Origin of the sequence: Xanthomonas cucurbitae (assembly GCF_002939885.1) — a bacterium.
GTDB classification, from domain to species: Bacteria; Pseudomonadota; Gammaproteobacteria; order Xanthomonadales; family Xanthomonadaceae; genus Xanthomonas; species Xanthomonas cucurbitae.
Genome location: NZ_MDED01000021.1, coordinates 24069 through 47669, shown reverse-complemented (window position 1 = coordinate 47669; position 23601 = coordinate 24069). Strand labels below are relative to the sequence as shown.

General features: G+C 66.1%; 19 protein-coding genes. 8 read left to right on the top strand and 11 right to left on the bottom strand.

The genetic code is table 11. The features are described from left to right. Positions 1-29: 29 nt before the first annotated feature. The gene (gene hppD / locus XcuCFBP2542_RS12265; RefSeq protein ID WP_208800438.1) at positions 30-1145 is read right to left on the bottom strand and encodes a 4-hydroxyphenylpyruvate dioxygenase; all 1116 of its coding nucleotides are present in this window, start codon (positions 1143-1145) and stop codon (positions 30-32) included. Between the two features lie 121 nt (positions 1146-1266). On the opposite strand from hppD, the gene XcuCFBP2542_RS12260 reads away from it, so the two are divergent. Next, the gene (locus tag XcuCFBP2542_RS12260) at positions 1267-1755 is read left to right on the top strand and encodes a MarR family winged helix-turn-helix transcriptional regulator (RefSeq protein WP_104603841.1); all 489 of its coding nucleotides are present in this window, start codon (positions 1267-1269) and stop codon (positions 1753-1755) included. A gap of 286 nt (positions 1756-2041) precedes the next feature. Here the strand turns inward: XcuCFBP2542_RS12260 and XcuCFBP2542_RS12255 are convergent, their stop codons facing one another. The 3 genes from XcuCFBP2542_RS12255 to XcuCFBP2542_RS12245 all read right to left on the bottom strand — a co-directional run bounded on the left by XcuCFBP2542_RS12255 (position 2042) and on the right by XcuCFBP2542_RS12245 (position 5388). Continuing rightward, positions 2042-2632, bottom strand: coding sequence for a thioredoxin family protein (locus tag XcuCFBP2542_RS12255; protein ID WP_104603840.1), 591 nt, complete (start codon positions 2630-2632; stop codon positions 2042-2044). 11 nt (positions 2633-2643) lie between these two features. Next, the gene (locus tag XcuCFBP2542_RS12250; RefSeq protein ID WP_104603839.1) at positions 2644-4155 is read right to left on the bottom strand and encodes a peptide MFS transporter; all 1512 of its coding nucleotides are present in this window, start codon (positions 4153-4155) and stop codon (positions 2644-2646) included. A 333-nt stretch (positions 4156-4488) separates the two neighbouring features. Beyond that, positions 4489-5388, bottom strand: a complete 900-nt coding sequence (locus tag XcuCFBP2542_RS12245; RefSeq protein ID WP_104603838.1) for a tryptophan 2,3-dioxygenase — start codon at positions 5386-5388, stop codon at positions 4489-4491. A gap of 425 nt (positions 5389-5813) precedes the next feature. Between XcuCFBP2542_RS12245 and XcuCFBP2542_RS12240 the strand changes: the two genes are divergently transcribed. The 5 genes from XcuCFBP2542_RS12240 (at position 5814) to XcuCFBP2542_RS12220 (ending at position 13627) form a co-directional block, all read left to right on the top strand. Beyond that, positions 5814-9401, top strand: coding sequence for a lamin tail domain-containing protein (locus XcuCFBP2542_RS12240; RefSeq protein ID WP_104603837.1), 3588 nt, complete (start codon positions 5814-5816; stop codon positions 9399-9401). Between the two features lie 175 nt (positions 9402-9576). Further along, complete coding sequence (gene pdhA / locus XcuCFBP2542_RS12235; RefSeq protein WP_104603836.1) at positions 9577-10665, top strand: pyruvate dehydrogenase (acetyl-transferring) E1 component subunit alpha; 1089 nt, start codon at positions 9577-9579, stop codon at positions 10663-10665. Next, entirely contained in the window at positions 10658-11728 is a 1071-nt protein-coding gene (locus XcuCFBP2542_RS12230; protein WP_167526812.1) for an alpha-ketoacid dehydrogenase subunit beta, read from the top strand. Before pdhA ends, XcuCFBP2542_RS12230 begins: the two co-directional genes overlap by 8 nt. A gap of 1 nt (position 11729) precedes the next feature. Next, on the top strand, positions 11730-12113 hold the full coding sequence (locus XcuCFBP2542_RS12225) for an SH3 domain-containing protein (RefSeq protein ID WP_104603835.1): 384 nt from the start codon (positions 11730-11732) through the stop codon (positions 12111-12113). Continuing rightward, positions 12110-13627, top strand: coding sequence for a dihydrolipoamide acetyltransferase family protein (locus tag XcuCFBP2542_RS12220; protein WP_104603834.1), 1518 nt, complete (start codon positions 12110-12112; stop codon positions 13625-13627). The genes XcuCFBP2542_RS12225 and XcuCFBP2542_RS12220 overlap by 4 nt, the downstream gene beginning before the upstream one ends. 211 nt (positions 13628-13838) lie before the next feature. On the opposite strand, the gene XcuCFBP2542_RS19380 is transcribed toward XcuCFBP2542_RS12220, so the two are convergent. Then, positions 13839-14753: a hypothetical protein gene (locus XcuCFBP2542_RS19380; protein WP_158251449.1), complete on the bottom strand. Its 915-nt coding sequence runs from the start codon at positions 14751-14753 to the stop codon at positions 13839-13841. Positions 14754-15022: 269 nt separating this feature from the next. Between XcuCFBP2542_RS19380 and XcuCFBP2542_RS12210 the strand changes: the two genes are divergently transcribed. Further along, positions 15023-16300 (top strand): DEAD/DEAH box helicase, encoded by a 1278-nt coding sequence (locus XcuCFBP2542_RS12210; RefSeq protein ID WP_104603832.1) that lies wholly within the window; start codon positions 15023-15025, stop codon positions 16298-16300. A gap of 57 nt (positions 16301-16357) precedes the next feature. Here the strand turns inward: XcuCFBP2542_RS12210 and XcuCFBP2542_RS12205 are convergent, their stop codons facing one another. From XcuCFBP2542_RS12205 to XcuCFBP2542_RS12195, 3 genes are all read right to left on the bottom strand, one after another. Continuing rightward, positions 16358-16690 carry a DUF6172 family protein gene (locus XcuCFBP2542_RS12205; RefSeq protein ID WP_104603873.1) on the bottom strand — a complete coding sequence of 111 codons (333 nt, stop codon included), beginning with the start codon at positions 16688-16690 and terminating at the stop codon, positions 16358-16360. A 183-nt stretch (positions 16691-16873) separates the two neighbouring features. Next, on the bottom strand, positions 16874-17305 hold the full coding sequence (locus tag XcuCFBP2542_RS12200) for a VirK family protein (RefSeq protein WP_104603872.1): 432 nt from the start codon (positions 17303-17305) through the stop codon (positions 16874-16876). Between the two features lie 250 nt (positions 17306-17555). Further along, positions 17556-18965 (bottom strand): FAD/NAD(P)-binding protein, encoded by a 1410-nt coding sequence (locus XcuCFBP2542_RS12195; RefSeq protein ID WP_104603831.1) that lies wholly within the window; start codon positions 18963-18965, stop codon positions 17556-17558. Positions 18966-19598: 633 nt separating this feature from the next. Here XcuCFBP2542_RS12195 and XcuCFBP2542_RS12190 point away from each other — a divergent pair. After that, entirely contained in the window at positions 19599-20357 is a 759-nt protein-coding gene (locus tag XcuCFBP2542_RS12190; RefSeq protein WP_104603830.1) for an SDR family NAD(P)-dependent oxidoreductase, read from the top strand. Positions 20358-20461: 104 nt separating this feature from the next. Here the strand turns inward: XcuCFBP2542_RS12190 and XcuCFBP2542_RS12185 are convergent, their stop codons facing one another. The 3 genes from XcuCFBP2542_RS12185 to XcuCFBP2542_RS12175 form a co-directional block, all read right to left on the bottom strand. Beyond that, complete coding sequence (locus XcuCFBP2542_RS12185) at positions 20462-21094, bottom strand: NAD(P)H-binding protein (protein ID WP_104603829.1); 633 nt, start codon at positions 21092-21094, stop codon at positions 20462-20464. A gap of 16 nt (positions 21095-21110) precedes the next feature. Continuing rightward, entirely contained in the window at positions 21111-23273 is a 2163-nt protein-coding gene (gene glgX, locus XcuCFBP2542_RS12180) for a glycogen debranching protein GlgX (protein ID WP_104603828.1), read from the bottom strand. Positions 23274-23403: 130 nt separating this feature from the next. Continuing rightward, a complete protein-coding gene (locus tag XcuCFBP2542_RS12175) occupies positions 23404-23589 on the bottom strand; it encodes a DUF2934 domain-containing protein (RefSeq protein WP_104603827.1) in 186 nt (61 codons plus the stop codon). Positions 23590-23601 lie beyond the last annotated feature (12 nt).

Sequence of the window (23601 nt, the reverse complement as noted above, 5' to 3'; positions counted from 1 at the left end):
CTGCAGCGGCCGCGTCACCTCACCGGCCCTCACAGCACCCCACGCTTGATCTGGTCGCGCTCGATACTTTCGAACAGCGCCTGGAAATTGCCTTCGCCGAAGCCTTCATTGCCCTTGCGCTGGATGATCTCGAAGAAGATCGGGCCGATGGAGTTGGTGGTGAAGATCTGCAGCAGCTTGCGTTGCTTGGTATCCGGGTCGGCGTCGATCAGGATCTTGTTGCGACGCAGGCGCGCGACGTCTTCGCCATGCTCGGGAATGCGCAAATCCACCACGTCGAAATACGTATCCGGCGTATCCAGGAAACTCACCCCCGCTTCGCGCATCTTCTCCACGCTGGTGTAGATATCGTCGGTGAAGCAGGCGATGTGCTGGATGCCTTCGCCCTGGTAGGCGTCCAGGTATTCGTTGATCTGGCTCTTGGGGTCGGACGATTCGTTGAGCGGAATGCGCACGATGCCATCCGGGGCGGTCATCGCCTTGGACACCAGCCCGGTCTTGGCACCCTTGATGTCGAAGTAGCGGATCTCGCGGAAGTTGAACAGCCGCTCGTAGTAGTCCGACCACCGCTGCATGTTGCCGAAGTACAGGTTGTGCGTGAGGTGGTCGATGAAGGTCAGCCCGAACCCGGCAGGATGCGGGTCGGCCCCGTCGATGGCCTCGTAGTCGGCGTCGTAGATGCTGCCTGCCGCGCCGTAGCGGTCCACCAGATACAGCATGCAGTCGCCGATGCCCTTGACCACCGGCGCCGGCACCGCGCGCGTGTCGGGCTTGTTCTGCACCGCTTCGCCGCCGTTGCCCAGCACGGTCTGCAGCACGGTCTCGGCCGGGGTGCGGAAGCGGATCGCAAACCCGCAGGCGCAGGGGCCGTGCGCGGCGGCGAAGTCGGCGGCGAACGAATCGGGGTCTTCGTTGAGCAGGAAGTTGACCCCGCCCTGGCGATAGACGGTAATGGCGCGGCTGCGGTGACGCAGCACCGCGCTGAAGCCCATCTGGCGGAAATAGGCGTGCAGTTGCGCGGCCTGGCCGGCCGGTGCGGCGAATTCGACGAACTCGAATCCGTCGATCCCCATCGGATTGTCGAAGGTGGTGACCTGCATGCCCGGATCCGGGCGGTGTGCAGTAGTGTTCGGTTGTGCGCTCATCGTCGTTTCTCCACGCTGGGTGTCGGCAGGGCTATGCGGAGTGGCAGAAGACCCGCGAGAATGCGCAGGCCACCTTCGGTTTGTAGTTGCAAATGAAACCAAAATCAAGACACAGTGCAACATGAGCGATCTCGACGCCCCCCAGCCGCCGCACCACCCTGTCCTGCTCAACCTGGAGCAGTTCCTGCCGTATCGCCTGAGCGTGCTGTCCAACCGGATCAGCAGCAACATCGCCAAGGTCTACGGTGATCGTTACGGCATGGCGATTCCTGAGTGGCGCGTCATCACCATCCTGGCGCTGTATCCGGGGTCCTCGGCCAGCGAGGTCTCCGATCGCACGGCGATGGACAAGGTCGCGGTGAGCCGCGCGGTGGCCCGGCTGCTGGAGCGTGGCTTCATCCGCCGCGAGACCCACGGCGACGACCGCCGTCGCTCGATGCTGGCGCTGTCGCCGGCCGGGCGCCAGGTCTACGAGACCGTCGCTCCACTGGTCAACGAGATGGAACAGCGGCTGATGTCGGTCTTCAGTGCCGAAGAGCAGCAGTTGCTGGAACGCCTGATCGACACGCTGGCCAAGGACGGTCTGCCGCGCATGGCCGACAAGGACTGACGGCACGCGCAGCGCACGCCCCCATCCGCCCTTCGGGCACCTTCCCCCGCAAGCGGGGGAAGGGAGCAGTTGGGCCAATGCGCAACGTACTGCACTGCCCTTCTCCCGCGCGCAAGCGGGGGAAGGGACCACTCGGGCCAATGCGCAACGTACTGCACTGCCCTTCTCCCGCGCGCGGGAGAAGGTGGCGCAACGCGCCGGATGAGGGCTGCTCACACCGCGCACCATCGCACACGCTGGTCGAGCCACACGCTTGCACGTCCACAGGCCACGCCGCGAGGCTCACTCAGGCCTGCGGCGGTGCCCATTGTTTGAGGAAATCGAACAGCTTCTTGCGGTCGAAACCTTCGCCCTTGCGCAGCTCGGGGCCGGCCTGGGTGGTCAGCAGCTTGCCGTCGTTGTCCAGCACCAGCAGCGCGGGATACGCGTTGAGCTGAGCAAACGGCGACAGGAACGCGGCGTTTTCGTTGGCCGCATCGCGGTTGACCTTGACCACCACGAAGTTCGCATCGCGGAAACTGCGCAGCTCCGCATCGCCACCCATCACCTCGTCCAGCGCCTTGCACGGCTCGCAGGCGGCGTTGCCGACATTGAGCACGATGCGCTTGCCGCCGCGCTTGGCTTCGACCTTGGCCGTCTCCAGGTCCGCCGCCGGATCGCGCGAGGGGTCGTACTGCGCATTGAGCGCCGCCGCTGCGGCGATGTCGGCAGCGGTGGGCGTGTTGCCCGAGGACACCGGCTGGCTGGGATCGGCACTGGGCGGCTTCTGCATCGACGTGTCCAACGGCCGCGGGGCCTGCTGTTGGTCGGCAGGCTGCCCACAGGCACCCAGCAGGCCGGTCAGCAACAGGCCACAGACAAGCGGTTTGATCGGCATCGCGTTTCTCCTCACTTCACACCGTGCATGAGTTTGTTGATGAGCGGCGCGATCAGGAACAGCAGCGCGCCGGCGCCCAGCAACGCCCAGAACCCGAAGGTATACCCACCCAGCGCCGAGGACACGCTCATGCCTTCGCTTCCGCTGACATGGCCGGCAAAGATCCCCGACAGGTTGTTGCCGATGCCGGTGGACAAGAACCAGCCCCCCATGCCGAAACCGACCAGGCGCATGGGCGCCAGCTTGGTCACCATCGACAGGCCGATCGGCGACAGGCACAGCTCGCCCACCGACTGGATCACGTAGACCATGAACAGGGTCCAGAACGGAATCTTGCCGGCATCGCTGACCAGGCTGGACAGCGCGAACATCAGCAGCAGGAAGGCCAGGCCGTTGAAGATCAGGCCCAGGCCGAACTTGCGCGGGATCGACGGGTTGAAGCGACCGGACTTGACCCAGATCCAGGCGATGACCGGCGCCAGCGCGATGATGGCGACCGAGTTGACCGACTGGAACCAGGCGGTCGGGAAGGTCCAGTCGCCAAAATTGCGATTGACGATGTTGTCGGCCAGGAAGGTGAACGAACTCCCGGCCTGTTCGAAGAACATCCAGAACAGCACGTTGAAGGCGAAGATGATCAGCATCGCGATCACCTTGTCGCGCTGTACCTTGCCTTCGCGGATGCCTTCCACCAGCAGCATCACCGACAGGCCGATGAACAGCACCGTCAGCACGATCTGCAACACATCCGCACCGACGGCGAGCAGGAAGTACACGCCCGGAATCGCCAGCAGGCAGCCCACCAGCACCATCAGCACGCGGCCGAGGCTGGCCTGCGCGCCCGGCGCCGGCGCACCGATGCCCTTGAGCTGGGCGCGGCCGATCCAGAACCACACCAGGCTGATCAGCATGCCCACGCCGGAGGCCATGAACACCATCTTGTAAGACGGCATCGCCTCGGTGCCGAACACCTTTTCGGCCAGCAACTGGGTCAGCACCGGCGAGATCATCGCGCCCAGGTTGATGCCCATGTAGAAGATGGTGAAACCGCTGTCGCGGCGCGGATCGGCTACCGAATACAGCTTGCCGACCATGGTGGAGATGTTGGGCTTGAACAGCCCGTTGCCGACCACCACCGTGGCCAGGCCGATCTCGAACAGGGTCCGGTCGGGAATGGCGATCAGGAACAGCCCGGTGGCCATCACCGCCGCGCCGACCAGGATCGAACGTTGGTAGCCAAGCACCCGGTCGGCCACGTAGCCGCCGAAGATCGCTGCTGCATACACCAGCGCCAGATAGGCGCCGTAGGTGCGGCCCGCATCTGCCTGGCCTGTGGCGGCGCCGCCGGAAAACTGCGCCACAATGTACAGCACCAGCGCCCAACGAATGCCGTAGAACGCGAAGCGCTCCCAGAATTCGGTCATGAACAGCATCCACAGCGGGCGGGGATGACCCAGCAAGGTGGGAAACTCGGGCGGCGGTGGGGTGGAAGCGGATGTCGGCGCGGCAGCGTCAACGCTCATAGAAGTCCCTTGCGTATTCAGGAATGGCTGGGTGCACCCGGGCGATCCCGGACAACGCGCGAGCATCACTTAGACGTCATGGACGCGTCAAATTCGCCCGACCCCACGACCAGATGGCAACGGGGCGCAGACATGCGCTCGGGCGGGGGCCGGTAGGGGGCAAACCGCTCAGCGGGGAAAGGCGCCTAGCGTCAGAAGGAGCAGGCAACCCATGGCGCCAAGCGCCGCCCTGCCTGCTCCCTTCCCCCGTGAACGGGGGAAGGTGCCCGAAGGGCGGATGGGGGGAGCATCCCGCAACGCCCCCACCAGGCAAGCACCCCGCCCTTTCGCTCCTCAGCCTTTCGCTGCTTCGGCACTTCCCGCGTCCTGCGCACGGTTTTCCACCCCCACCGAGGTCCGCACGTCGAACAATTCCGGGAAGAACGTCAGCGCCAGCGCCTGCTGCAGGAAGCCCACGCCGCTGGAGCCACCGGTGCCGCGCTTGAAGCCGATCACCCGCATCACCGTACGCATGTGGCGGAAGCGCCAGAGCTGGAACTGGGTTTCCAGATCCACCAGGTCCTCGCACAGCGAATACTCGCGCCAGTAGCGATCGGTGTTTTCGTAGATGCGCTCGAACACCGGGCGCAACGCGTCGTCGGCCACATGCGCGGCGGTCCAGTCGCGCGCCTGGTACTGCGGCGGAATCGCATGCCCGAAGCGCGCCAGGTAGCGCAGAAATTCCTCATACAGGCTGGGCGCGTCCAGCACCTCGCGCAGGCGCGCCTGGCCCTGCGGGTCGTAGGCGAACACCTGCAGCATCTGCGGGTTCTTGTTGCCGAGCAGGAACTCGATATAGCGGTACTGCAGCGACTGGAACCCCGACGAAGGGCCGAGGACATCGCGAAACCCCATGTACTCGCTGGGCGTGAGCGTTTCCAGCACCGACCACTGCTCGGTGAGCTGGCGCAGCACCTGCTTGCTGCGCGCCAGCACCTTGCGGCATTGCCAGACCTGGTCGTTCTGCAGGTGCACCATCGCCGCGCGCAGCTCGTGCGCCAGCAGCTTCAACCATAGCTCGGAGGTCTGGTGCTGGATGATGAACAGCATCTCGTCGTGATGTGCCGGCTCGGACAAGGGCTGCTGCGCCGAGAGCAATTGGTCCAGCCGCAGATAGCCGCCATAGGTCAACCGCCCCTGCAGATCGGTGTGGATGCCGGGTTCCAGGTCACGCAGGTTCTTATCGACAGGCATGGCGAAGCGTTGAGGATCGGGCTGCGCAGGGTAGCGCGCTGGCGGCGGCTTGGCAGCCGCTGCGGAATCGGGAATCGGGAATCGGGAATGGGGAATCGGGAATCGGGAATGGGGAATGGCGGAGGGCTCGCGTTGCCTGGTTGCTTGCCGTCTTGGAGGGGTTGGGCCGGCGATGCCTGTGCGGATGCCTGGCTAACCGTCCACACCTACGTGATTGCGCGCCCCGACCTCAAACTCGAGGTCGCTTGTTTCACCTCTGAATCAATCGGCATGCACCCGACGCAGTCTCGGCTGGTGCGCCGCTGTCACCATATCGTCAACCTAGGTCTGCAAATTCATGCAGAATTCGACAGCGCTACCGGCCAGGGACGTGGCCGGTGCAGGGGCGCGCTTCACGTCTCACCGATCCAGGGGACTCTCATCTCATGCCAGCGTTGCAGCGTCGTGCAGCCTTACTTCTGTGTGGGCTGGCGTTTGCCGGCCATGCCTCCGCCCAGGTCGTCATCAGCCAGGTCTACGGCGGTGGCGGCAACAGCGGCGCCACGCTGCGCAGCGATTTCATCGAGCTGCACAATCGCGGCACCACCACGGTCAGCCTGGACGGCTGGTCGGTGCAATACGCCTCGGCGGCCGGCAGCAGCTGGCAGGTCACCCCGTTGGCGGGCAGCGTGCCGGCTGGCGGCTATTACCTAATCAAGCAGGCCGACGGCAGCGGCGGCAGCGTGGCGCTGCCCACCTCCGACGCCACCGGCACGCTGGCCATGAGCGGCACCGCTGGCAAGGTGGCGCTGAGCAACAGCGCCTTCGCGTTGAGTGGCAACTGCCCCACCGGCAACGCCGATTTGGTCGGCTACGGCAGCAATGCCAGCTGCGCCGAAGGCAATGCGCCCACCCCGGCCCCCAGCAACACGCTGGCGGTGCTGCGCGCAGGCGATGGCTGCACCGATACCGACAACAACGCGGCCGACTTCGCCACCGGCGCGCCGGCCCCGCGCAATTCCGCCAGCGCCGTGCGCCTGTGCAGCGGCGGCGGCCAGCCGATCGCCACGCTGGCCGATGTCAGCCAGGCCGAAGGCAACAGCGGCAACCGCAGCGTCGTGTTCACGCTGAGCCTGAGCCAGCCGGCCGGTGCCGGTGGGGTGAGCTTGACCGCCGCCACCGTCGATGGCACCGCCACCGCCGGCAGCGACTATGTCGCCCTGCCCGCGACCACCTTGCGCATTGCCGCTGGCGAACGCACGGCCAGCATCGCGGTGGACGTGCTGGGCGACGCCATCGCCGAACCGGATGAAAGCTTCCGCTTGCAGATCAGCGGGGTCACCGGCGCGCTACCGGCCACGCTGAGCGCCACCGGCACTATCGTCAACGACGACTTCAGCCTGCTGCCGATCCACGCCATCCAGGGCAAGGGTGCACGCTCGCCGCTGGACGGCCAGGTCGTCGCCACCTCGGGCATCGTCACCGCGCGCCGCAGCGCGGGGTTCTTTCTGCAGGCCCCGGATACCGAAGCCGACGGTGATCCGTCCACCTCCGAAGGCGTCTACGTCTACACCGGCAGCGCACCGCCGGAGGCCGCCGCCATCGGCAACCGGGTGCGCGTGCAGGGCACGGTGATCGAATATGTGCCCACCGCCGACCCGACCCAGCCGCCGCTGACCGAGATCGGCGGCAATCCCACCGTGCTGGCCGATTCCGCCGGCAACCCGTTGCCGTCGCCGGTGATGCTGCGCCCGGACTTCCCCAACCCCAACGGCGCCTATGATCAGCTCGAAGAGCTGGAAGGCATGCGCGTGGCCGCCGCCAGCCTCACCGTCAATGCGCCCACCGGCGGCAGCGTCAACGAGACCAATGCCACCGCCACCAGCAATGGCGTGTTCCATGCTGTGGTCACCGGCGTGCCGCGCGCCTTCCGCGAGCCGGGCGTGCAGTTGCCCGACCCGCTGCCTGCCGGCTCGCCGGCAGGCGTGCCCCGCTGGAATACCAACCCGGAAGTGATCGCCGTCGGCAGTGCCGGCGTGGGTGGCGAGCGACTGGATCTGGCCGCCGGCTGCATGGTGTTCAATGTGGTCGGCCCGCTGGATTACAGCTTCCGCCGCTACACGCTGTATCCGGAACGCACCCCGCAGGTGACCTGCAACGGTGCCGATCAACCACGCCCCGCACCGATGCCGCAGGCAGACGATGTGGCCGTGGCCACCTACAACATGGAACGTTTCTTCGACGACCAGAACGACCCGGCGATTGGCGAGCCGGTCCTCACCCCGGCCGCGTTCCAGGCCCGCCTCAACAAGGCCTCGCTGGCGATCCGCAACTACCTGCATACGCCCGACATCCTGGGCACGGTAGAAGTGGAAAACCTCAGCGTGCTGCAGACCCTGGCCGCGCGCATCAACGCCGACGCGGTGGCCGCCGGTCAGCAGGATCCCCAGTACGTGGCGTACCTGCAGGAAGGCAACGACGTTGGCGGCATCGACGTCGGCTTCCTGGTCAAGACCGCCTGGGTGGCCGGTGGTGTACCCCGCGTGGAAGTGCTTTCCATTGCGCAGGAAGGCAAGACCACCACCTGGACCGAGCCGGCCGGCGGCGTGAGCCTGCTCAACGACCGACCGCCGCTGGTGCTCACTGCCAACGTGCACCAGGCCGACGGCCGCACGCTGCCGCTGACGGCCATCGTGGTGCACCAGCGCTCGCTCAACGGCGCCGACACCGACGATGCGGCCGGTACCCGCATCCGCGCCAAGCGCCAGGCCCAGGCCGAGTACCTGGCGCGCCTGCTGCAGACACGTCAGCAAGTGAACCCTGACGAAAAAGTCCTGGTGATGGGCGACTTCAACGCCTTCGAATTCAACGACGGCTATGTGGATGCCATGGGCACCGTCACCGGCCGGCCGGCGCCGGATGCGCAGACCGTGGTGGCCGGCGATGGCGCCGATCTGGTCAACCCGGACTACACCGACCTGACCTGGTTCAACACGCCCGACCAGAGCTATTCGTACGTCTTCGACGGCAACGTGCAATCGCTGGACCACATCCTGGCCAGCGATGCGCTGATGCGCACGCCGCAGATCGCCTCGCTGTTAGTAGGCCATGCGCGCATCAATGCCGACTTCCCCGGCACCGCGCGCAACGCTGCCAATACGCCCACGCGCTTGTCCGATCACAATCCCACCGTGGTGCTGTTGCGCATGCGCAAGCAGGTCAACGCGGACCTGGGCGTGGCGGTGAGTGCCGCACGTGCGCAGGTCACTGAAGGCGAGCGCATCGACTACACCGTGGATGTGGACAACCGCGGGCCGGATCGGGCACCGTTCACAGCGCTGGCGCTGGTGTTCGACCTACCGGTGCAGGCGCGTATCACGGCTCCGACGGGTTGGCTCTGCCAGAACCTCACCTCTGCCACGCAGACCACGTTTACCTGCAATCTGCCCGCGCTGAATCCCGGCGCAAGGCAGAGCTTTGCGGTGCAACTCGATACTGGCTCGGAACTGGCAGGACGCACCCTGATGCTGGCCGGGTCGGTCGCCTCGCAATCGCCCGATCCGCAACCGGGCAACAACACCGACACCGCGTCGGTCACGGTACAGGCACGTCCGCAACCCCGCAGCGACCTGGCCGTGCGGCTCGACGGCCCTACCAGCCTGCCGACCACCGCCTTCAATGCCAGCTACCGGGCGGTGCTAAGCAACCTCGGCACCGCCCCGGCACAGCACCCCAGCCTGGTGATCGAAGGCAACACGGTGTCTGCGCTGTCGCAGCTGGTCCCGCCGCCTGGCTGGCGCTGCGACAAGCAGCTGCAGTCGCTGCGTAGCGCCCGCTTCGTCTGCAGCAGTGCGACGGTGATGCCGCCGGGCACGCAGGCCGCGTTCCCGCTGACCGTGGCGGCCCGGCCGGTTCCGGCCGACGGCGCGATTCGCGTGCAGGCCAGTGCCACATCCGCATCGCCGGACGCGAACCCGGGCAACGATTCGGCGCTGATCGTCACCCCGGTCGGCGGGGGCGCGGATCGTCGTTGACCGCAGTGCAGCATATCGCCGGGCACAACGGCGGCAACGGGCGCGGGTCGTTCCGCGCCCTTTTTTTGTGCACCCCAACATCCGACGTGCTGCGGTGCAGGAAAGGGTTTTGCAGCGTCCTCCTTAACATGGCAACTCATATCATTTGAAACTTCTTGATGAAGGTGTCGCCGCAATGAGCGTAGCCGCGCAGTTCCAGATCGACTATCTGCAATACATGGACGCGGACGGCAACGTCGTCCGCGACGACCTGCCGGCCGACGCCGCCAACCCGCAGACCTTGCTGGCGCTGTTCAAGCGCATGCTGTTCGTGCGCACCTTCGATAGTAAATCGGTGGCCCTGCAGCGCACCGGCAAGCTCGGCACCTATGCGGCCAGCCTGGGCCATGAAGCCACCCATGTGGGCATCGGCGCGTCGATGCGCAGCGGCGATGTGTTCGCGCCCAGCTACCGCGAATACGGCACCATGTTCGAACGTGGCGTGCGCCCGCGCGATGTGCTGCTGTATTGGGGCGGCGACGAGCGTGGCAGCGATTATCCGCGCACTGCCGATGCGGCGATCGACTTCCCGATCTGCGTGCCGATCTCCACCCAGTGCCTGCATGCGGCCGGCTCGGCGCTGTCGTTCAAGCTGATGGGCAAGCCGCAGGTGGCGGTAGCCTGCTGCGGCGATGGCGGCAGTTCCAAGACCGACTTCTATGCCGCGCTCAACTCGGCCGGCGCCTACAAGCTGCCGCTGATCCTGTGCGTCATCAACAACGGCTGGGCCATCTCGGTGCCGCGCGCGGCGCAGACCGGTGCGCAGACGCTGGCGCAAAAAGGCCTGGCCGGCGGCCTGCACTGCCTGCAGGTGGACGGCAACGACCTGATCGCGGTGCTCGAAGCGATGCGGCAGGCGCGCGTGCGCGCCCTGGCCGGCGACGGCGGCACGGTGATCGAATTCATGACCTACCGCCTCACCGACCACACCACCGCCGACGACGCGCGCCGCTACCGGGGCGAGGACGAGGTCAAGCAGGCCTGGACCCGCGAACCGCTGCTGCGCCTGCGCCGCTATCTCACCGCGCAAGGCCTGTGGGACGAAGCGCAGGAAGCGGCCTGGAAAACCGAATGCGGCGCCCGCATCGACGAAGAGGTCAACGCCTACCTCAATACCCCGGTGCAGCCGGTGGAAGCGATGTTCGATCATCTCTATGGCGACCCACCGGCCGAATTGCTGGCCCAGCGCGCCGAGGCGATGGCCCTGGAGGCACGTCATGGATGAGCTCAAGCCGATGCCCGTAGACGCCTCGCAGCACGCCAGTGCCCCTTACCACGCCGCTGCCGCGCACGGAGAGATCGCCATGAGTTCGCCCATCACCCTGATCGAAGCCATCACCCAGGCGCTGGCCTGGGAGCTGGAACACGACCCTGCGGTGCTGGTGCTGGGCGAAGACGTGGGCGTCAATGGCGGCGTCTTCCGCGCCACTGCCGGCCTGCAACAACGCTTCGGCAGCGCGCGCGTGCTGGATACCCCGCTGGATGAAACCACCATTGCCGGCCTGAGCGTGGGGCTGGCTGCGCAAGGCATGAAACCGGTGGCCGAAGCGCAGTTCGACGGCTTCGTATACCCCATGGTCGATCACCTGATCTGCCATGCCGCGCGCCTGCGCAACCGCACCCGTGGCCGTCTGCACTGCCCGATGGTGCTGCGCGTGCCGTGGGGCGGCGGCATCCGCGCGCCGGAACACCACAGCGAAGCCAACGAAGCCATCTTCACCAACGTGCCCGGTCTGCGCGTGGTGCTGCCATCCTCACCGCAGCGCGCCTATGGCCTGTTGCTGGCCGCGATCCGCGACCCGGATCCGGTGATCTACATGGAGCCCAAGCGCATCTATCGCCAGTACAAGGAAGTGGTGGCCAACGATGGCGAAGCGCTGCCGCTGGACGTGTGCTTCGTGCTGCGCGACGGCACCGATGTCACCCTGGTCACCTGGGGTGCGCAGGTCAAGGAAGCGCTGGAAGCGGCCGACAAACTCGCCGGCGAAGGCATCAGCGCCGAAGTGATCGACGTGGCCACGCTGCGCCCGCTGGACTTCGACACCATTGCCGAATCGGTGGCCAAGACCGGCCGCTGCGTGATCGTGCAGGAAGCCCCGCGCACCGCCGGCTTCGGCGCGGAGATCGCCGCGCGCCTGGCCGAGCAATCGATGTACGACCTGGTGGCACCGGTCGAACGCGTCACCGGCTACGACACGCATATCCCGCTGTTCCGGCTGGAAATGAAGTACCTGCCGAGCGTGGAGCGCATCGTCACCGCCGCGCGGCGTGCGGTGGCTGCCGGCTGACATGCGCGCCCGTCTGCTCTGCGCTCACCGCACCAGAGTCGCCAACCCGATCCGCTTCCATGCCGGCCAGCAGGTCCGCATTGGTGTGCGCGATGAAGAATGGCCGGCGTTTGCCTGGGTCAATACCGGGCAAGGCCATGCCGGCTGGGCACCGGTGGCGTGGCTGCGCCCGCTGGGTGATGGCCTGGCCGAAGCGCTGCGCGATTACGACGCACGCGAACTCGATGCCCAGGCAGGCGATGACGTGTTGCTGCATCACGAACACGGTGGCTGGTGGTGGTCCGAACGCGCCGATGGCGCGCAGGGCTGGCTGCCGGCCGCCGATCTGGAACTCCTCGAAGACACCCTGCCGCCATTGCCGGCGGCACAAGAGAATCTGCCATGAGCCAAAGCAAGACGTTTCACCTGCCCGACCTGGGCGAAGGCCTGCCGGACGCCACCATCGTTGAATGGTTCGTCGCCGAAGGCGACAGCGTGCGCCTGGACGAGCCGCTGGTGTCGATGGAAACCGCCAAGGCGGTGGTCGAGGTGCCCTCGCCGTTCTCCGGCACCGTGGTCAAGCTGGCCGGTGCGGCCGGCGATGTGATCGTGACCGGCGCCATGCTGGCGCAGTTCGCTCTGGATGCCTCGCAGCCGCAGCGTGCCGATGGCCAGGACACCGGCCACGGGCATGGGCACGGCGGCGCGCAGGCGCAAGTGCATACGCCCAGCACCGGCCAGAGCGCGGCCGGCCCCAGCGACCGCGTGGTCGCCTCCGACAATGGCGGTGAGATCGCCGATGCGGATGCCGGCGCCGATGCACCGAGCGAGCGCGACGACGCCGGCACCGTGGTAGGTGCCATGCAAAGCTCCAACGCGGTGCAGAGCGAGCAGGCCATTGCCGTCGGCGGCGTACGCGCCATGCCGGTCGTGCGTGCGCTTGCACGCAAGCTGCGCGTGGACCTGGCCCAAGTGCGCGCCACCGGCCCGGACGGCACGGTGACGCTGGCAGACGTGAAGCAGGCGGCGGCCGCCGGCACCGCGCGGCCCTCACCCGGCGCGCATGGCGCGCCGACCTCTCCCGCAAGCGGGAGAGGTGGCTCGATCGGTGACGGTGGGAAAGCCGCGGGGATCGCCGCCGACGGCAGAGATCGGCCGGCAACCGCGACCCTTCTCCCGCCTGCGGGAGAAGGTGCCCGCAGGGCGGATGAGGGCCAGTCCCGCTCCACGCTCTCGGCCAGCGGCAAACCGATGCGCACCCAGCCACCCGGCACCAGCGTCAAGGGCCAACCCGAACAGCTCAAGGGCGTGCGCCGCAACATGGCGCGCGTCATGGCCGACGCGCACAGCAAGGTGGTCCCGACCACGCTCAACGACGATGCCGACCTGCATGCCTGGCAGCCCGGCAACGACGTCACCGTGCGCCTGGTGCGCGCCATCGTGCGTGCGTGCCAAGCAGTTCCCGCACTCAACGCCTGGTTCGATGGCGACGCGCTCAGCCGCACCCTGCACCACCGGGTGGATATCGGTATTGCGGTGGATACCGAAGAAGGCCTGTTCGTGCCGGCACTGCGCAATGCCGACATGCTGGATGCACACGGCATCCGCGAGGGCATCAACCGGCTGCGCCAGCAGGTGGAAACCCGCAGCATCGCCGCCGCCGAGCTCAGCGGCTACACCATCTCGCTGTCCAACTTCGGCATGTTCGCCGGCCGCTACGCCACCCCGGTGGTGGTGCCGCCGTGCGTGGCCATCGTGGCCGCCGGCCGCGCGCGCTACCAGCTCGTGCCGGTGATGGGCGGGGTGGAAACCCACAAGGTGATGCCGCTGTCGCTGACGTTCGACCACCGTGCTGCCACGGGTGGTGAGGCCGCGCGTTTCCTGCGCGCCATGCTCGACGATCTGGCCGCCCCAACCTAGCCGATTCTCGGTGGCACTCCAAGACGCGACTGCACGGCGTGGAAGAGCAGCAGCAAGCACTTCGCGGGCTACGCCGTGTTTCGCGATTCAGTTGCGTCTATACAGTGTGGCCGCTGATAGGATCACCGGAACTCGCAGTTTATCGGGTGCCAGTTTCTTCCCTGACGCTGCTGAAAAATAAAAATGGCCCCGCTGCTGACAGTAATTTCAGCTAGTCTTCAGCCTTTGGCATATAGTTCTGCCAGATCTGCGGCTCTTGCTCCCAAGGCGGGGCGCACTGTTCAAATTCAAGATGATTTCTTGTGGGCGATTCTATCCCATGGTGCACTTGGCTATAGAACTGGACACGCTGCTGGTAGCCGGGATCTTCGCGATTACGATAAATGTGCCTCAACTCCGCGTCGGTAACACTTGTCCCAGCGTAATATCCATGTTTATAGAATGGATTTTTAGCTGGCGCCGAGCTCATCTCGCTACGACCATTCAGGCCAAATGCAACATCACGGCCGGTCTCAACCGCGAAAGAAAGGGCTCCTTTGGATTTTTTCTTGAAAACGTTGGTCTCGTTGAGGGCGGCCTGCTCAGCGACCTCACGACTTGATCTACCAGCCAAAGCCACCGGGTCACCAATCATCGACAGCGCCCGGCTCATGTCGGGTGTTTCGTCGCTGAAGTTCTCTCTGTTCTGGTCATTTACGGCAGATGCCCACTTCGGATTCGATCGCAAATAATCAGCAAACTGCTGATTCAACTCCGGACAGCGCTCCTCCGGATCGAATGATGGGTGACCACCCAAGAACTGACGTACAGTTATCGGGATATTTTGCAAATTATGCGTCATGGAGGCTGGATCGCCGTCATGTGCCCACAGCAAGAGCTCTTCCTGTGTCTCCTGGCGGCCAAAGAAAAGAGTATTCTCAATCTCTCCAGCGAGGCGGCGCTTGGAACTCCTCGGCGCCTGTGATTGTTTTGGCGCAGGCTTCAGCCCCTCGAATCTTCCGGATGAAGACGCACTTGAACTGATGGAACCACCGCCACGCAATTCCCCTTGGGGACTTAACGAATTAACCGAATTTGTTGCCGGAGAGTTCGGCACGCTGCTGCATTTGGAGATACATGAACCCATTTTAGCCACCTCACATCAGGTTATTACTTGAAATAATACATGCAGATTTTTATTTTCAATAATAGAGAAGTTTATGCTGAATTTTAGAATTATCAAAGTAACGTCGATGGATTTAAACATCACCGCTCTTCACTTTCTTGGCACATGCGAAATTTCTCGCGAGAATACGAACGAGCCTAGACACTATAGGAGCTACGGAGCCGGCTATCTACTAGCGATTGCAATGCCCTCAAACGCATCTGAAAGCGCAGATCCTGGATAATGCATGAATGCCATTTACCCATCTCTCGCTGTCGCCGCAGCTACTGCCGTTTTTCGAGACCGCGCTGCACCAGGCCGGCCACCGCACGCCCACGCCGATCCAGCAACAGCTCATCCCACCGATGCTGGCCGGGCGCGACCTGATCGCGATGGCGCAGACCGGCTCGGGCAAGACGCTGGCCTATGCGCTGCCGCTGCTGCAGCAACGCCTGCTCGCACCGGACACCGCGCCGCGCGTGCTCGGTGCGCTGGTACTGGTACCCACCCGCGAACTCGCCGCACAGGTGGAGACCACGCTGCGCCAGCTGGCCGCGCACCTGCCGCGACGGCTCAAGATCGTCGCCGCCACCGGCGGCAGCTCGATCAATCCGCAGCTGCTGGCGCTGCGCGGTGGAGCCGACCTCGTGGTCGCCACGCCAGGCCGGCTGCTGGATCTGGCGGAGCACAACGCGCTGCGCCTGGGCGACGTGGCCACCCTGGTGCTGGACGAAGCCGACCGCCTGCTGGACCTGGGCTTCGGCGCCGAGCTCGATCGCATCCTTGCACTGTTGCCGGCGCAACGGCAGAGCGTGCTGGTGTCGGCCACGTTCCCGCCCGCCATCGCCGTGCTGGCCAAGCGCCGCCTGCGCGACCCGCTGCGCATCACCGTCGAAGCAACGCCCGAACAGACGCCGGCGATTGCGCAGCGCGCCATCAGCGTGGATGCCGGCCAGCGCACGCAGTTGCTGCGCCAATTGCTGCTCGATCACCGTTGGCCACAGCTGCTGGTATTCGTTGCCAGCCGACACACGGCCGACAAGCTGACAGAGAAGCTGGAAAAGACCGGCATCAGTGCACAACCGCTGCACGGCGAGTTGAGCCAGGGCCGTCGCGAACGCACGCTATCGGCGTTCAAGCAGCACACCGTGCAGGTGCTGATCGCCACCGACCTGGCCGCCCGCGGTATCGATATCGCGCAGCTGCCCGCGGTCATCAATTACGACCTGCCGCGCTCCACCGTGGACTACACCCACCGCATCGGCCGCACCGCCCGTGCCGGGGCCAGCGGCGTGGCGATCAGCTTCATCAGCGCCGACAACACGCAGCAATGGCGGCTGATCGAAAAACGCCAAGGACTGCGTATCGCCCCTGAGGTGATCGCCGGCTTCGAACCCACGCCCGGCGACACGCCCGCCGCAGGCACGCCGACACGCGCAGCCGACGACAATGGCGGCATCAAGGGCAAGCGACCCAGCAAGAAGGACAAGCTGCGTGCGGCCGCGCAGCCCGCGGCCAAGCCGGACTGATGTTCGCGGCACGCAGCGGCGCACCCATGCGGTCACACCGTCATCGTGAAGCCGCGCTCAGTCCTGTTCGAAGTCCAGCTCGCCAGCGGCCAAGGCATCGCCGTCGGCACGCGGGGTGCGCTTGGCGGGCTTGCGCAGGATTTCCACGAAGAACTGGTCGCCCCCATCGCTGGTGAGCGCATTGATCGAACGGATCAGTTCGGCCGGCGGCAGCGGCTGCGCGCTGGCCTCGTCCACGCCGAAGCGCATGTCAAAGTCCCAATAATCGGCTTCTTCCGGCAGATCCTTGCGGCGCTCGCGGCGGATGTACTTGCGGATATCGTGTTTGCTGGCTTCCAGCAGACGGTCGCGGTTCTTGCCTTCGAGGGTGAGTTGGTAGGTCTTGCGCATGGCCACTTGGTTCCGGAACTGACCGCCTATTGTGAGGCCATGCGGTCGTTCCGGGCGAATCGGTGGCGATTCGCGCCGCTGCGAGCCGGGCGCCACCCGGTCAGCCACCGGTTCGCCCGCTCGCCGCTGGCGGCGGCGCCACATCAAACGACCTGGCGCGGCCACCACACCGGGCACCACACCTCAATCGGCGTGGAAATCGATGCCCTGGTTGATCGCGCATTGATAGGCCAGCACCGGCCCGCGCTGCTGCAAGGTCGGCAAATCGAACATGTAGGTGGTGAAGCGCACGCTGCCATCCGGACGCAGCTGATAGCGCATGAACTGCTGGATCGGCTTGCCGTCGTTGGCCACGGTGAAATGCGAGCCGGAGAACGCGACCGTCCCGTCCTCGGTGAGGCGGTAGGCGTCGATATGGCGGCCGCCGCGCGTCTGGCTGGCTGGCGTGCCCTGCTCGGGCGTGCAGCGCCCCAGATCGGTGGTCAGGCTGACGTCGTAACCGGCCTGCAGTGCGGCAATCACCTCGGCACGCGTGGCCAGGGATTCGGTCGCTGCGGCCGGCAGGGCATACGGGCACAGCGCAAGGGCAAGGACGAGGGAAGCAAGACGAGGCATGGCGAACTCCAGGCAGACGAAGGAATGCAAGGCTCCGGACGTGCGTCCAGGGTCGCTAGCATGGATCGGTTGCGTCGGCGGGGTGGCGATGGGCTGCGCATTGCGCCGCATGTTTGCGCTGTTCGACCGAGTGGGTGCGCAGGCGCACAGTTCTTTCATGACGTCTGTCTGCGCAGGCGATGGACACATCTGCGAACGCGGCAGCCTCTCCCATGCAGTGCAGAAGGCAACACGCCTGCGTAGCGAGCCGCTAGCCCAACGCAATGGCTTCATCTCGCGCCTGACCGGGTTCCGGCCACGAGGCAGGCGCTGCCTCCAACAACAGGTGTTCGGCAAGGCGTCGCGTGGCCACGCGCAGTTCGGGCACCGCCGTGATTTCCCAGTAGCGCCCACGCAACAGCGGGCCCACGCAGTACAGGCCCGGCACGATCTGCCCGCTGCCGTCACGCACGCGCAGGTGCGCGTCGGTGTCCACGCCCAGCCCCAGCGGATCGGCGTGCAGCAGACCGGCCTCGCGCATGCCGGCGATCAGCGGATCGCTGGTGCGGTCGATATCGGTGTCCAGGCCGGTGGCGCGCACCACCGCATCGAAGCGCAACGTCTGCGCATCGGCCGCGCCGCGGGTGCGGATCACCGCCTCCACGCCATCGGGAACCCAGCGCGCACGCAGCAGCCGCGCGGCGGCGACCTGCAGCTGACCGGTGCGCTGCAGCTGCGCCAGCTGATCGGCCGCACGCGGCGCGACGCGATGCCGCGCCACTTCCCAATACGGCCGCAGATGACGCAGAAACCGCGCGCGTTGCGGCAACGCCAGGCGTTGCCACAACGGTTGCAGATGGGGGCGCAACGCATCCACCACGCGCCGCCAGTCATCGACCACCGCACTGAGCTGGCGCACACCGCGCAACAGCCCGCGCAGGTCTGCGTCCTTGAGCGCGCGTTGCAGATGCGGCGGCAACTCCAGCGGCGCGCCCGGCTGGCGCAGATGCGCCTGCGGTGCCAGCCCGCGACGCGAGATCGCCAGCAGACGGCCACGGTGACCACGCGCCTGCAGGGTCAGGGCCACGTCCACCATGGTCAGCCCCGTGCCGACGATCAACACCGCATCGTCCGGCGCCAACCGCGCCAGCGCGTCGCCCTGCCACGGCCAGCCGATGTAGCGCGGATGCACGCTCAGGCGCGGGCCGATCCCCGCCAGCGCCTGCGGTTGCAGCCCACCAACCGCCAGCACCACGCGGTCGCTGTGGAAGGCATCGCCGTTGGCCAGGAACACGCGAAATCCCTTGCGCGCGCGTTCCACCGCCACCGCCTCCTGCGACAGGCGCACGATCGACGCCTGCGCGCCACTGACGGCGGCATCCAGCTCGCTGCGCAGATAGTCCCCATACGCCAACCGCGGCAGGAATTCCAACCGCCCGCTCTCACCCAGATGCAAGGTGTCGGCGAACGCAGCGGGAGCCTGGGCATCGATGCCCAGATCCTTCGCACGCACATTGAGCAGATGCTCCGGCCGCGCGGCGCCATAGGCGATGCCGCTGCCGAACGTATCGGCCACGCCGACCAGCGTGATGCGCACCTGTGCATCGGCCGTCTGCGCCAGTGCACGCACCAGCGCGGTGCCGCAGAAGCCGGCACCGATGACGGTGATATGGGTTTCCATGTGCAACTCCCCACTGAATGACCCGCACGTTGTGCCCGCAGCGCGCCGTCGGTGTGTAAACGTTTGGTTAGCGACCTGCAGCCAGAAAGGCATCAGCTGATCGCCAGCGGTGATGAGGCTTACGGGGCAAGCAGTGGATGGCGCACATGGCAATGAGATGACAGCGATCGCCACTGCAATCGATCAAGTCAAACAACGATGTCGGCAGCGGGTTGGCCTGGCATTGCGCAGGGCCGCCCGATTCCCTGCATCCCGGTAAGGACTGAAAGCGTTAGGCAACCGGGATCTGGCGCTGGCGTGGAAATGCTGGCGCCGACGCTGACGGATGCAGGTGCTCATGCTGGTGTGGATATCGATCGTGATGATGGCGCGGGTATGACCCATTGCGCCGGCATGGATGCTGTAGCGGTACGGGCCACTCACCAGAGGGCAGCCGCCCGTGCAGATAAGCGACGCCTTTGCTGCCGCACCAGGCCGTTGCTCCGATGGATGCCGCACGACACATCGCATGGAGCAACGTCACACCCTGCGATGTCGCATGGCGCGCTGGTCTAGCCGCACGTTTCGGCAGTCGCGGGCCACGCAACACCCGCTGTCCGATACTGTGGGGGTCTCTGCTCCCAGGTATCTGGCATGTCCGACTCCACATCGCCTCCGCAACGTGTCCTGATCGCCGGTGGCAGCCGTGGCATTGGCCTGGCGATCGCCGACGCATTCGTGCGCCATGGCGCGCAGGTGTCGATCTGTGCGCGTCACCCCGACGGCCTGGCACAGGCGGCGCAGACGCTGGCGGCGCGCGGTACGCCGGTGCACACACTGTCCTGCAACCTGGCAGATCCGGCACAGATCGAGCACTACGTGCAGGCCGCCGCGCAGGCATTGGATGGCCTGGATGTGGTCGTCAACAATGCCTCCGGCTACGGTCACGGTACGGACGATGTTAGTTGGCAGGCCGGCCTGGAGATCGACCTGATGGCGGCGGTGCGCTGCAACCGCGCGGCACTGCCCCATCTGCGCCGCAGCGCGGATGCGGTGATCCTCAACATCAGCTCGATCAACGCGCAGCGCCCGACGCCACGCGCGATTGCCTACTCCACCGCCAAGGCCGCGCTGAATTACTACACCACCACCCTGGCCGCCGAACTGGCACGCGAACGCATCCGCGTCAACGCCATCGCACCCGGCTCGATCGAGTTTCCCGACGGGCTATGGGACCAACGCAGGCGCGAAGAGCCGGAGCTGTACGCGCACATCCGCGACAGCATTCCGTTCGGCAGTTTCGGGCAGGTGCAGTACGTTGCCGACGCCGCGCTGTTTCTCGCTTCGCCGCAGGCGCGCTGGATCACCGGGCAGGTGCTGGCGGTGGATGGTGGACAATCGCTAGGCGCGTGAGTGCCGTGCCAGCGAAAGTGCACACGCATCCGTAGGAGCGCGCCAGAGCGCGACGGGGCATTACCAGTAAGGCCTCGTCGCGCTCTGGCGCGCTCCTACGAACATCAGCCGGCCAGATCCGCCGCCTCCACGCTGTGCTCGCCACGCGCTGGTGCCAACGCTGCGCTTACCATTGCCGCCGCGATCCGCTCGGCCGGGTTGACACGGAACCGGCGCGGCAGGATCGGGCCCAATGCACCCAGCACCAGGCTGCCGAGATGCTCGCCGGTGCGGCGCTGTTCGCGCTGCCCGCCGATCAGGCCGGGACGTACGAAGGTGAGCGAAGGAAAACCGACCTCGCGTAGATCGCGTTCCAACTCGCCCTTGACCCGGTTGTAGAAGATCCGCGAACGCACATCTGCGCCGGCCGCCGAGTTCAGTACGAACACCGAGGTGCCCTGCGCGCACGCCGCACGCGCCAGCGCCATCGGGTAGTCGTGATCGATGCGATAGAAGGCCTCGCGCGAGCCGGCCTGTTTCATGGTGCTGCCCAGCGCGCAGATGGCCGCTTCCATGCGCGGCGCGGTCCAGCTGGACAGGCGCTCGAAGTCGATCACCTGGTTGCGCAGCTTCGGATGCCGTTGCGTCAGCGGCCGGCGCGTCACCGCCACCACGCCGGTGCAACGCGCATCGGCCAGCAACTGCTGCAACACCTGCCTGCCGACCAATCCGGTCGCGCCTGCCAACAAGACATCCATCAGGCCGTCCTCGCCATCAGCGCGCCCCTTCGGAGACGATGCGTGCGCTGCTGGCAATGCGGTCGCGCTCCACGGCCAGCAGCGTCAACGAACGCGCCGGTGCCTTCCATTCGCTGCCGCCGGCCACCACGCGTCCGCCATGACGTGCGGTGTCCACCAGCACGCGCCAGTGCTCGTCGTGCATGGCAGGAAGAACGAACGCCACGCTGGTAGGCGCGGCGTTTATCAACATCAGCAAGGTGACATTGGCGGCGATCTCGCGCAGGCCGGTGGTGGGCGAACGGCCATCCAGGCGCAGCATCAGCGCGCGCGCTTCGGGATCGTGCCAGGCGGCCTGGTCCATCTCCACGCCGTTGGGCGCCAGCCAGGTCAGGTCCTTCAGGCCCAGCGCGTCGTCGAACTTGCCATCGAAGAAGCGCGCGCGATGCAGCAGCGGGTAACGCTGGCGGATGCGGATCAATCGCCGCACGAACGCGGCCTGGTCGGCGGCGGCGGCCTTGGCGGCGGCGGTCCAGTCGATCCAGGTCAGCTCGTTGTCCTGGCAATAGGCGTTGTTGTTGCCGTTCTGGCTGTGGCCGAATTCATCGCCCGCCAGCAGCATCGGGGTGCCTTGCGACAGCAGCAGGGTCGCCAGCAGGTTGCGCATCTGCTGCCGGCGCAGCTGTTTGATCGCCGGATCGTTGGTGTCACCTTCGACACCATAATTGGCCGAAATATTGTGGTCGCTACCGTCGCGGCCGTCCTCGCCATTGGCCAGGTTGTGCTTGCCCTGGTAACTCACCAGATCGCGTAGGGTAAAGCCGTCGTGCGCGGTAACGAAGTTGACCGAGGCGGTCGGGCGGCGGCCGCTGCGATCGAACAGGTCCGCCGAGCCGGTGAGCCGTGTGGCCAGTTCGGCCAGCTGGCCGCCATCGCCGCGCCAGAACGCGCGCACGTTGTCACGGAACTTGTCGTTCCACTCCATCCAGCCGGGTGGAAAATTACCCACCTGGTAGCCACCGGGACCGATGTCCCACGGCTCGGCGATCAACTTGGTCTGGCTCAGCACCGGGTCCTGGCGCACCGCGTCCAGGAAGCTGCCCGACGGATCGAAGCCGTAGCGCTCGCGGCCCAGGATGCTGGCCAGGTCGAAGCGGAAGCCGTCCACATGCATTTCCTGCACCCAGTAGCGCAGCGAATCCATCACCATGCGCAGTGCGCCGACGTTGCTCAGGTCGAAGGTATTTCCGGTGCCGGTGTCGTTGATGTAGAAGCGGCGATCGTCGGCCAGGCGGTAATAGCTGGCGTTGTCGATGCCCTTGAACGACAGCGTGGGGCCGAGTTCATTGCCTTCGGCGGTGTGGTTGTAGACCACGTCCAGCAACACTTCCAGCCCGGCATGGTGCAGCCGCGCCACCATCTGCTTGAATTCGGCCACGGTGCGGGTAGACATGTAGCGCGCCTGCGGGGCGAAGAAACCCAGCGTGTTGTAGCCCCAGTAATTGCGCAGGCCTTTTTCCAGCAGGTACTGGTCGTCGACGAAGGCGTGCACCGGCAGCAACTCCACGGCGGTGACCCCGAGAGAGCTGATGTGGTCGATCAGCTCGTCGGTCTTCAGTGCCGAAAAGGTGCCGCGATTTTCCGGTGGTACTGCCGGGTGCAGCATGCTCAGGCCACGCACATGCGCTTCGTAGATCACCGTGCGGTTCCAGGGCGTCTGCAGTGGGCGGTCCTGGCCCCAGGTGAAGGCCGGGTCGATCACCGCAGACTTGGGCATGAACGCGGCGCTGTCGCGGCGGTCGAAACTCAGGTCCTTGTCGCGGTGCCCGATGGTGTAGCCGAACAGATGCGGCGCCCATTTGAGTTCGCCGACGATCTGCTTGGCATACGGGTCCAGCAACAGCTTGTTGGGATTGAAGCGATGCCCCGCATACGGCGCGTACGGCCCGTGCACGCGATAGCCGTAGAGCTGGCCGGGGCGCGCGTCGGGCAGGTAGCCGTGCCACACCTCGTCGGTGTACTCGGGCAACGCGATGCGTTCCTGTTCGCGGCCGCGCTCATCGAACAGGCACAGTTCCACCCGGGTGGCATTGCGCGAATACAGCGCGAAGTTGACGCCCAGGCCATCCCAGGTGGCACCGAGCGGGTTGGGACGGCCTTCGCGGATGCGCGAGCGCTGGGTGAACTTGCGGGTGGCCATCGGTAACTCCTTGAGACGGGAAACGCGAACGCGGCAACCCGGAATTGCGGGGCAGCGGTGACGCAGGCGGGTCGGCGCATCTGTGCGCCTTCAAACCCTCGATGCGCCGGGCAAGATGACAGGCGCCGCGTTACTGGCGTGCAGTGATCGGCGTGACCACATGCTCGGCCGATTGTTCGGCCGCACGCTCTTCGGCATCCACCAGCCGCTCGGCCATCGCCCAGTGACGCTCTGCATGCCCGTCCGGGCGGCCTTCGGCCTCCCAGATCTCCTGTGCCAGCTGGCGCAGCCGTGCCTGCCGTTGCATCTCGTTCATTGCTTACGATTC

Excerpts from the sequence above, each read along its gene's own strand:
- hppD (WP_208800438.1), bottom strand. The coding sequence starts at position 1,145 with ATGAGCGCACAACCGAACACTACTGCACACCGCCCGGATCCGGGCATG.
- XcuCFBP2542_RS12260 (WP_104603841.1), top strand. The coding sequence starts at position 1,267 with ATGAGCGATCTCGACGCCCCCCAGCCGCCGCACCACCCTGTCCTGCTC.
- XcuCFBP2542_RS12255 (WP_104603840.1), bottom strand. The coding sequence starts at position 2,632 with ATGCCGATCAAACCGCTTGTCTGTGGCCTGTTGCTGACCGGCCTGCTG.
- XcuCFBP2542_RS12250 (WP_104603839.1), bottom strand. The coding sequence starts at position 4,155 with ATGAGCGTTGACGCTGCCGCGCCGACATCCGCTTCCACCCCACCGCCG.
- XcuCFBP2542_RS12245 (WP_104603838.1), bottom strand. The coding sequence starts at position 5,388 with ATGCCTGTCGATAAGAACCTGCGTGACCTGGAACCCGGCATCCACACC.
- XcuCFBP2542_RS12240 (WP_104603837.1), top strand. The coding sequence starts at position 5,814 with ATGCCAGCGTTGCAGCGTCGTGCAGCCTTACTTCTGTGTGGGCTGGCG.
- pdhA (WP_104603836.1), top strand. The coding sequence starts at position 9,577 with ATGAGCGTAGCCGCGCAGTTCCAGATCGACTATCTGCAATACATGGAC.
- XcuCFBP2542_RS12230 (WP_167526812.1), top strand. The coding sequence starts at position 10,658 with ATGGATGAGCTCAAGCCGATGCCCGTAGACGCCTCGCAGCACGCCAGT.
- XcuCFBP2542_RS12225 (WP_104603835.1), top strand. The coding sequence starts at position 11,730 with ATGCGCGCCCGTCTGCTCTGCGCTCACCGCACCAGAGTCGCCAACCCG.
- XcuCFBP2542_RS12220 (WP_104603834.1), top strand. The coding sequence starts at position 12,110 with ATGAGCCAAAGCAAGACGTTTCACCTGCCCGACCTGGGCGAAGGCCTG.
- XcuCFBP2542_RS19380 (WP_158251449.1), bottom strand. The coding sequence starts at position 14,753 with ATGGGTTCATGTATCTCCAAATGCAGCAGCGTGCCGAACTCTCCGGCA.
- XcuCFBP2542_RS12210 (WP_104603832.1), top strand. The coding sequence starts at position 15,023 with ATGCCATTTACCCATCTCTCGCTGTCGCCGCAGCTACTGCCGTTTTTC.
- XcuCFBP2542_RS12205 (WP_104603873.1), bottom strand. The coding sequence starts at position 16,690 with ATGCGCAAGACCTACCAACTCACCCTCGAAGGCAAGAACCGCGACCGT.
- XcuCFBP2542_RS12200 (WP_104603872.1), bottom strand. The coding sequence starts at position 17,305 with ATGCCTCGTCTTGCTTCCCTCGTCCTTGCCCTTGCGCTGTGCCCGTAT.
- XcuCFBP2542_RS12195 (WP_104603831.1), bottom strand. The coding sequence starts at position 18,965 with ATGGAAACCCATATCACCGTCATCGGTGCCGGCTTCTGCGGCACCGCG.
- XcuCFBP2542_RS12190 (WP_104603830.1), top strand. The coding sequence starts at position 19,599 with ATGTCCGACTCCACATCGCCTCCGCAACGTGTCCTGATCGCCGGTGGC.
- XcuCFBP2542_RS12185 (WP_104603829.1), bottom strand. The coding sequence starts at position 21,094 with ATGGATGTCTTGTTGGCAGGCGCGACCGGATTGGTCGGCAGGCAGGTG.
- glgX (WP_104603828.1), bottom strand. The coding sequence starts at position 23,273 with ATGGCCACCCGCAAGTTCACCCAGCGCTCGCGCATCCGCGAAGGCCGT.
- XcuCFBP2542_RS12175 (WP_104603827.1), bottom strand. The coding sequence starts at position 23,589 with ATGAACGAGATGCAACGGCAGGCACGGCTGCGCCAGCTGGCACAGGAG.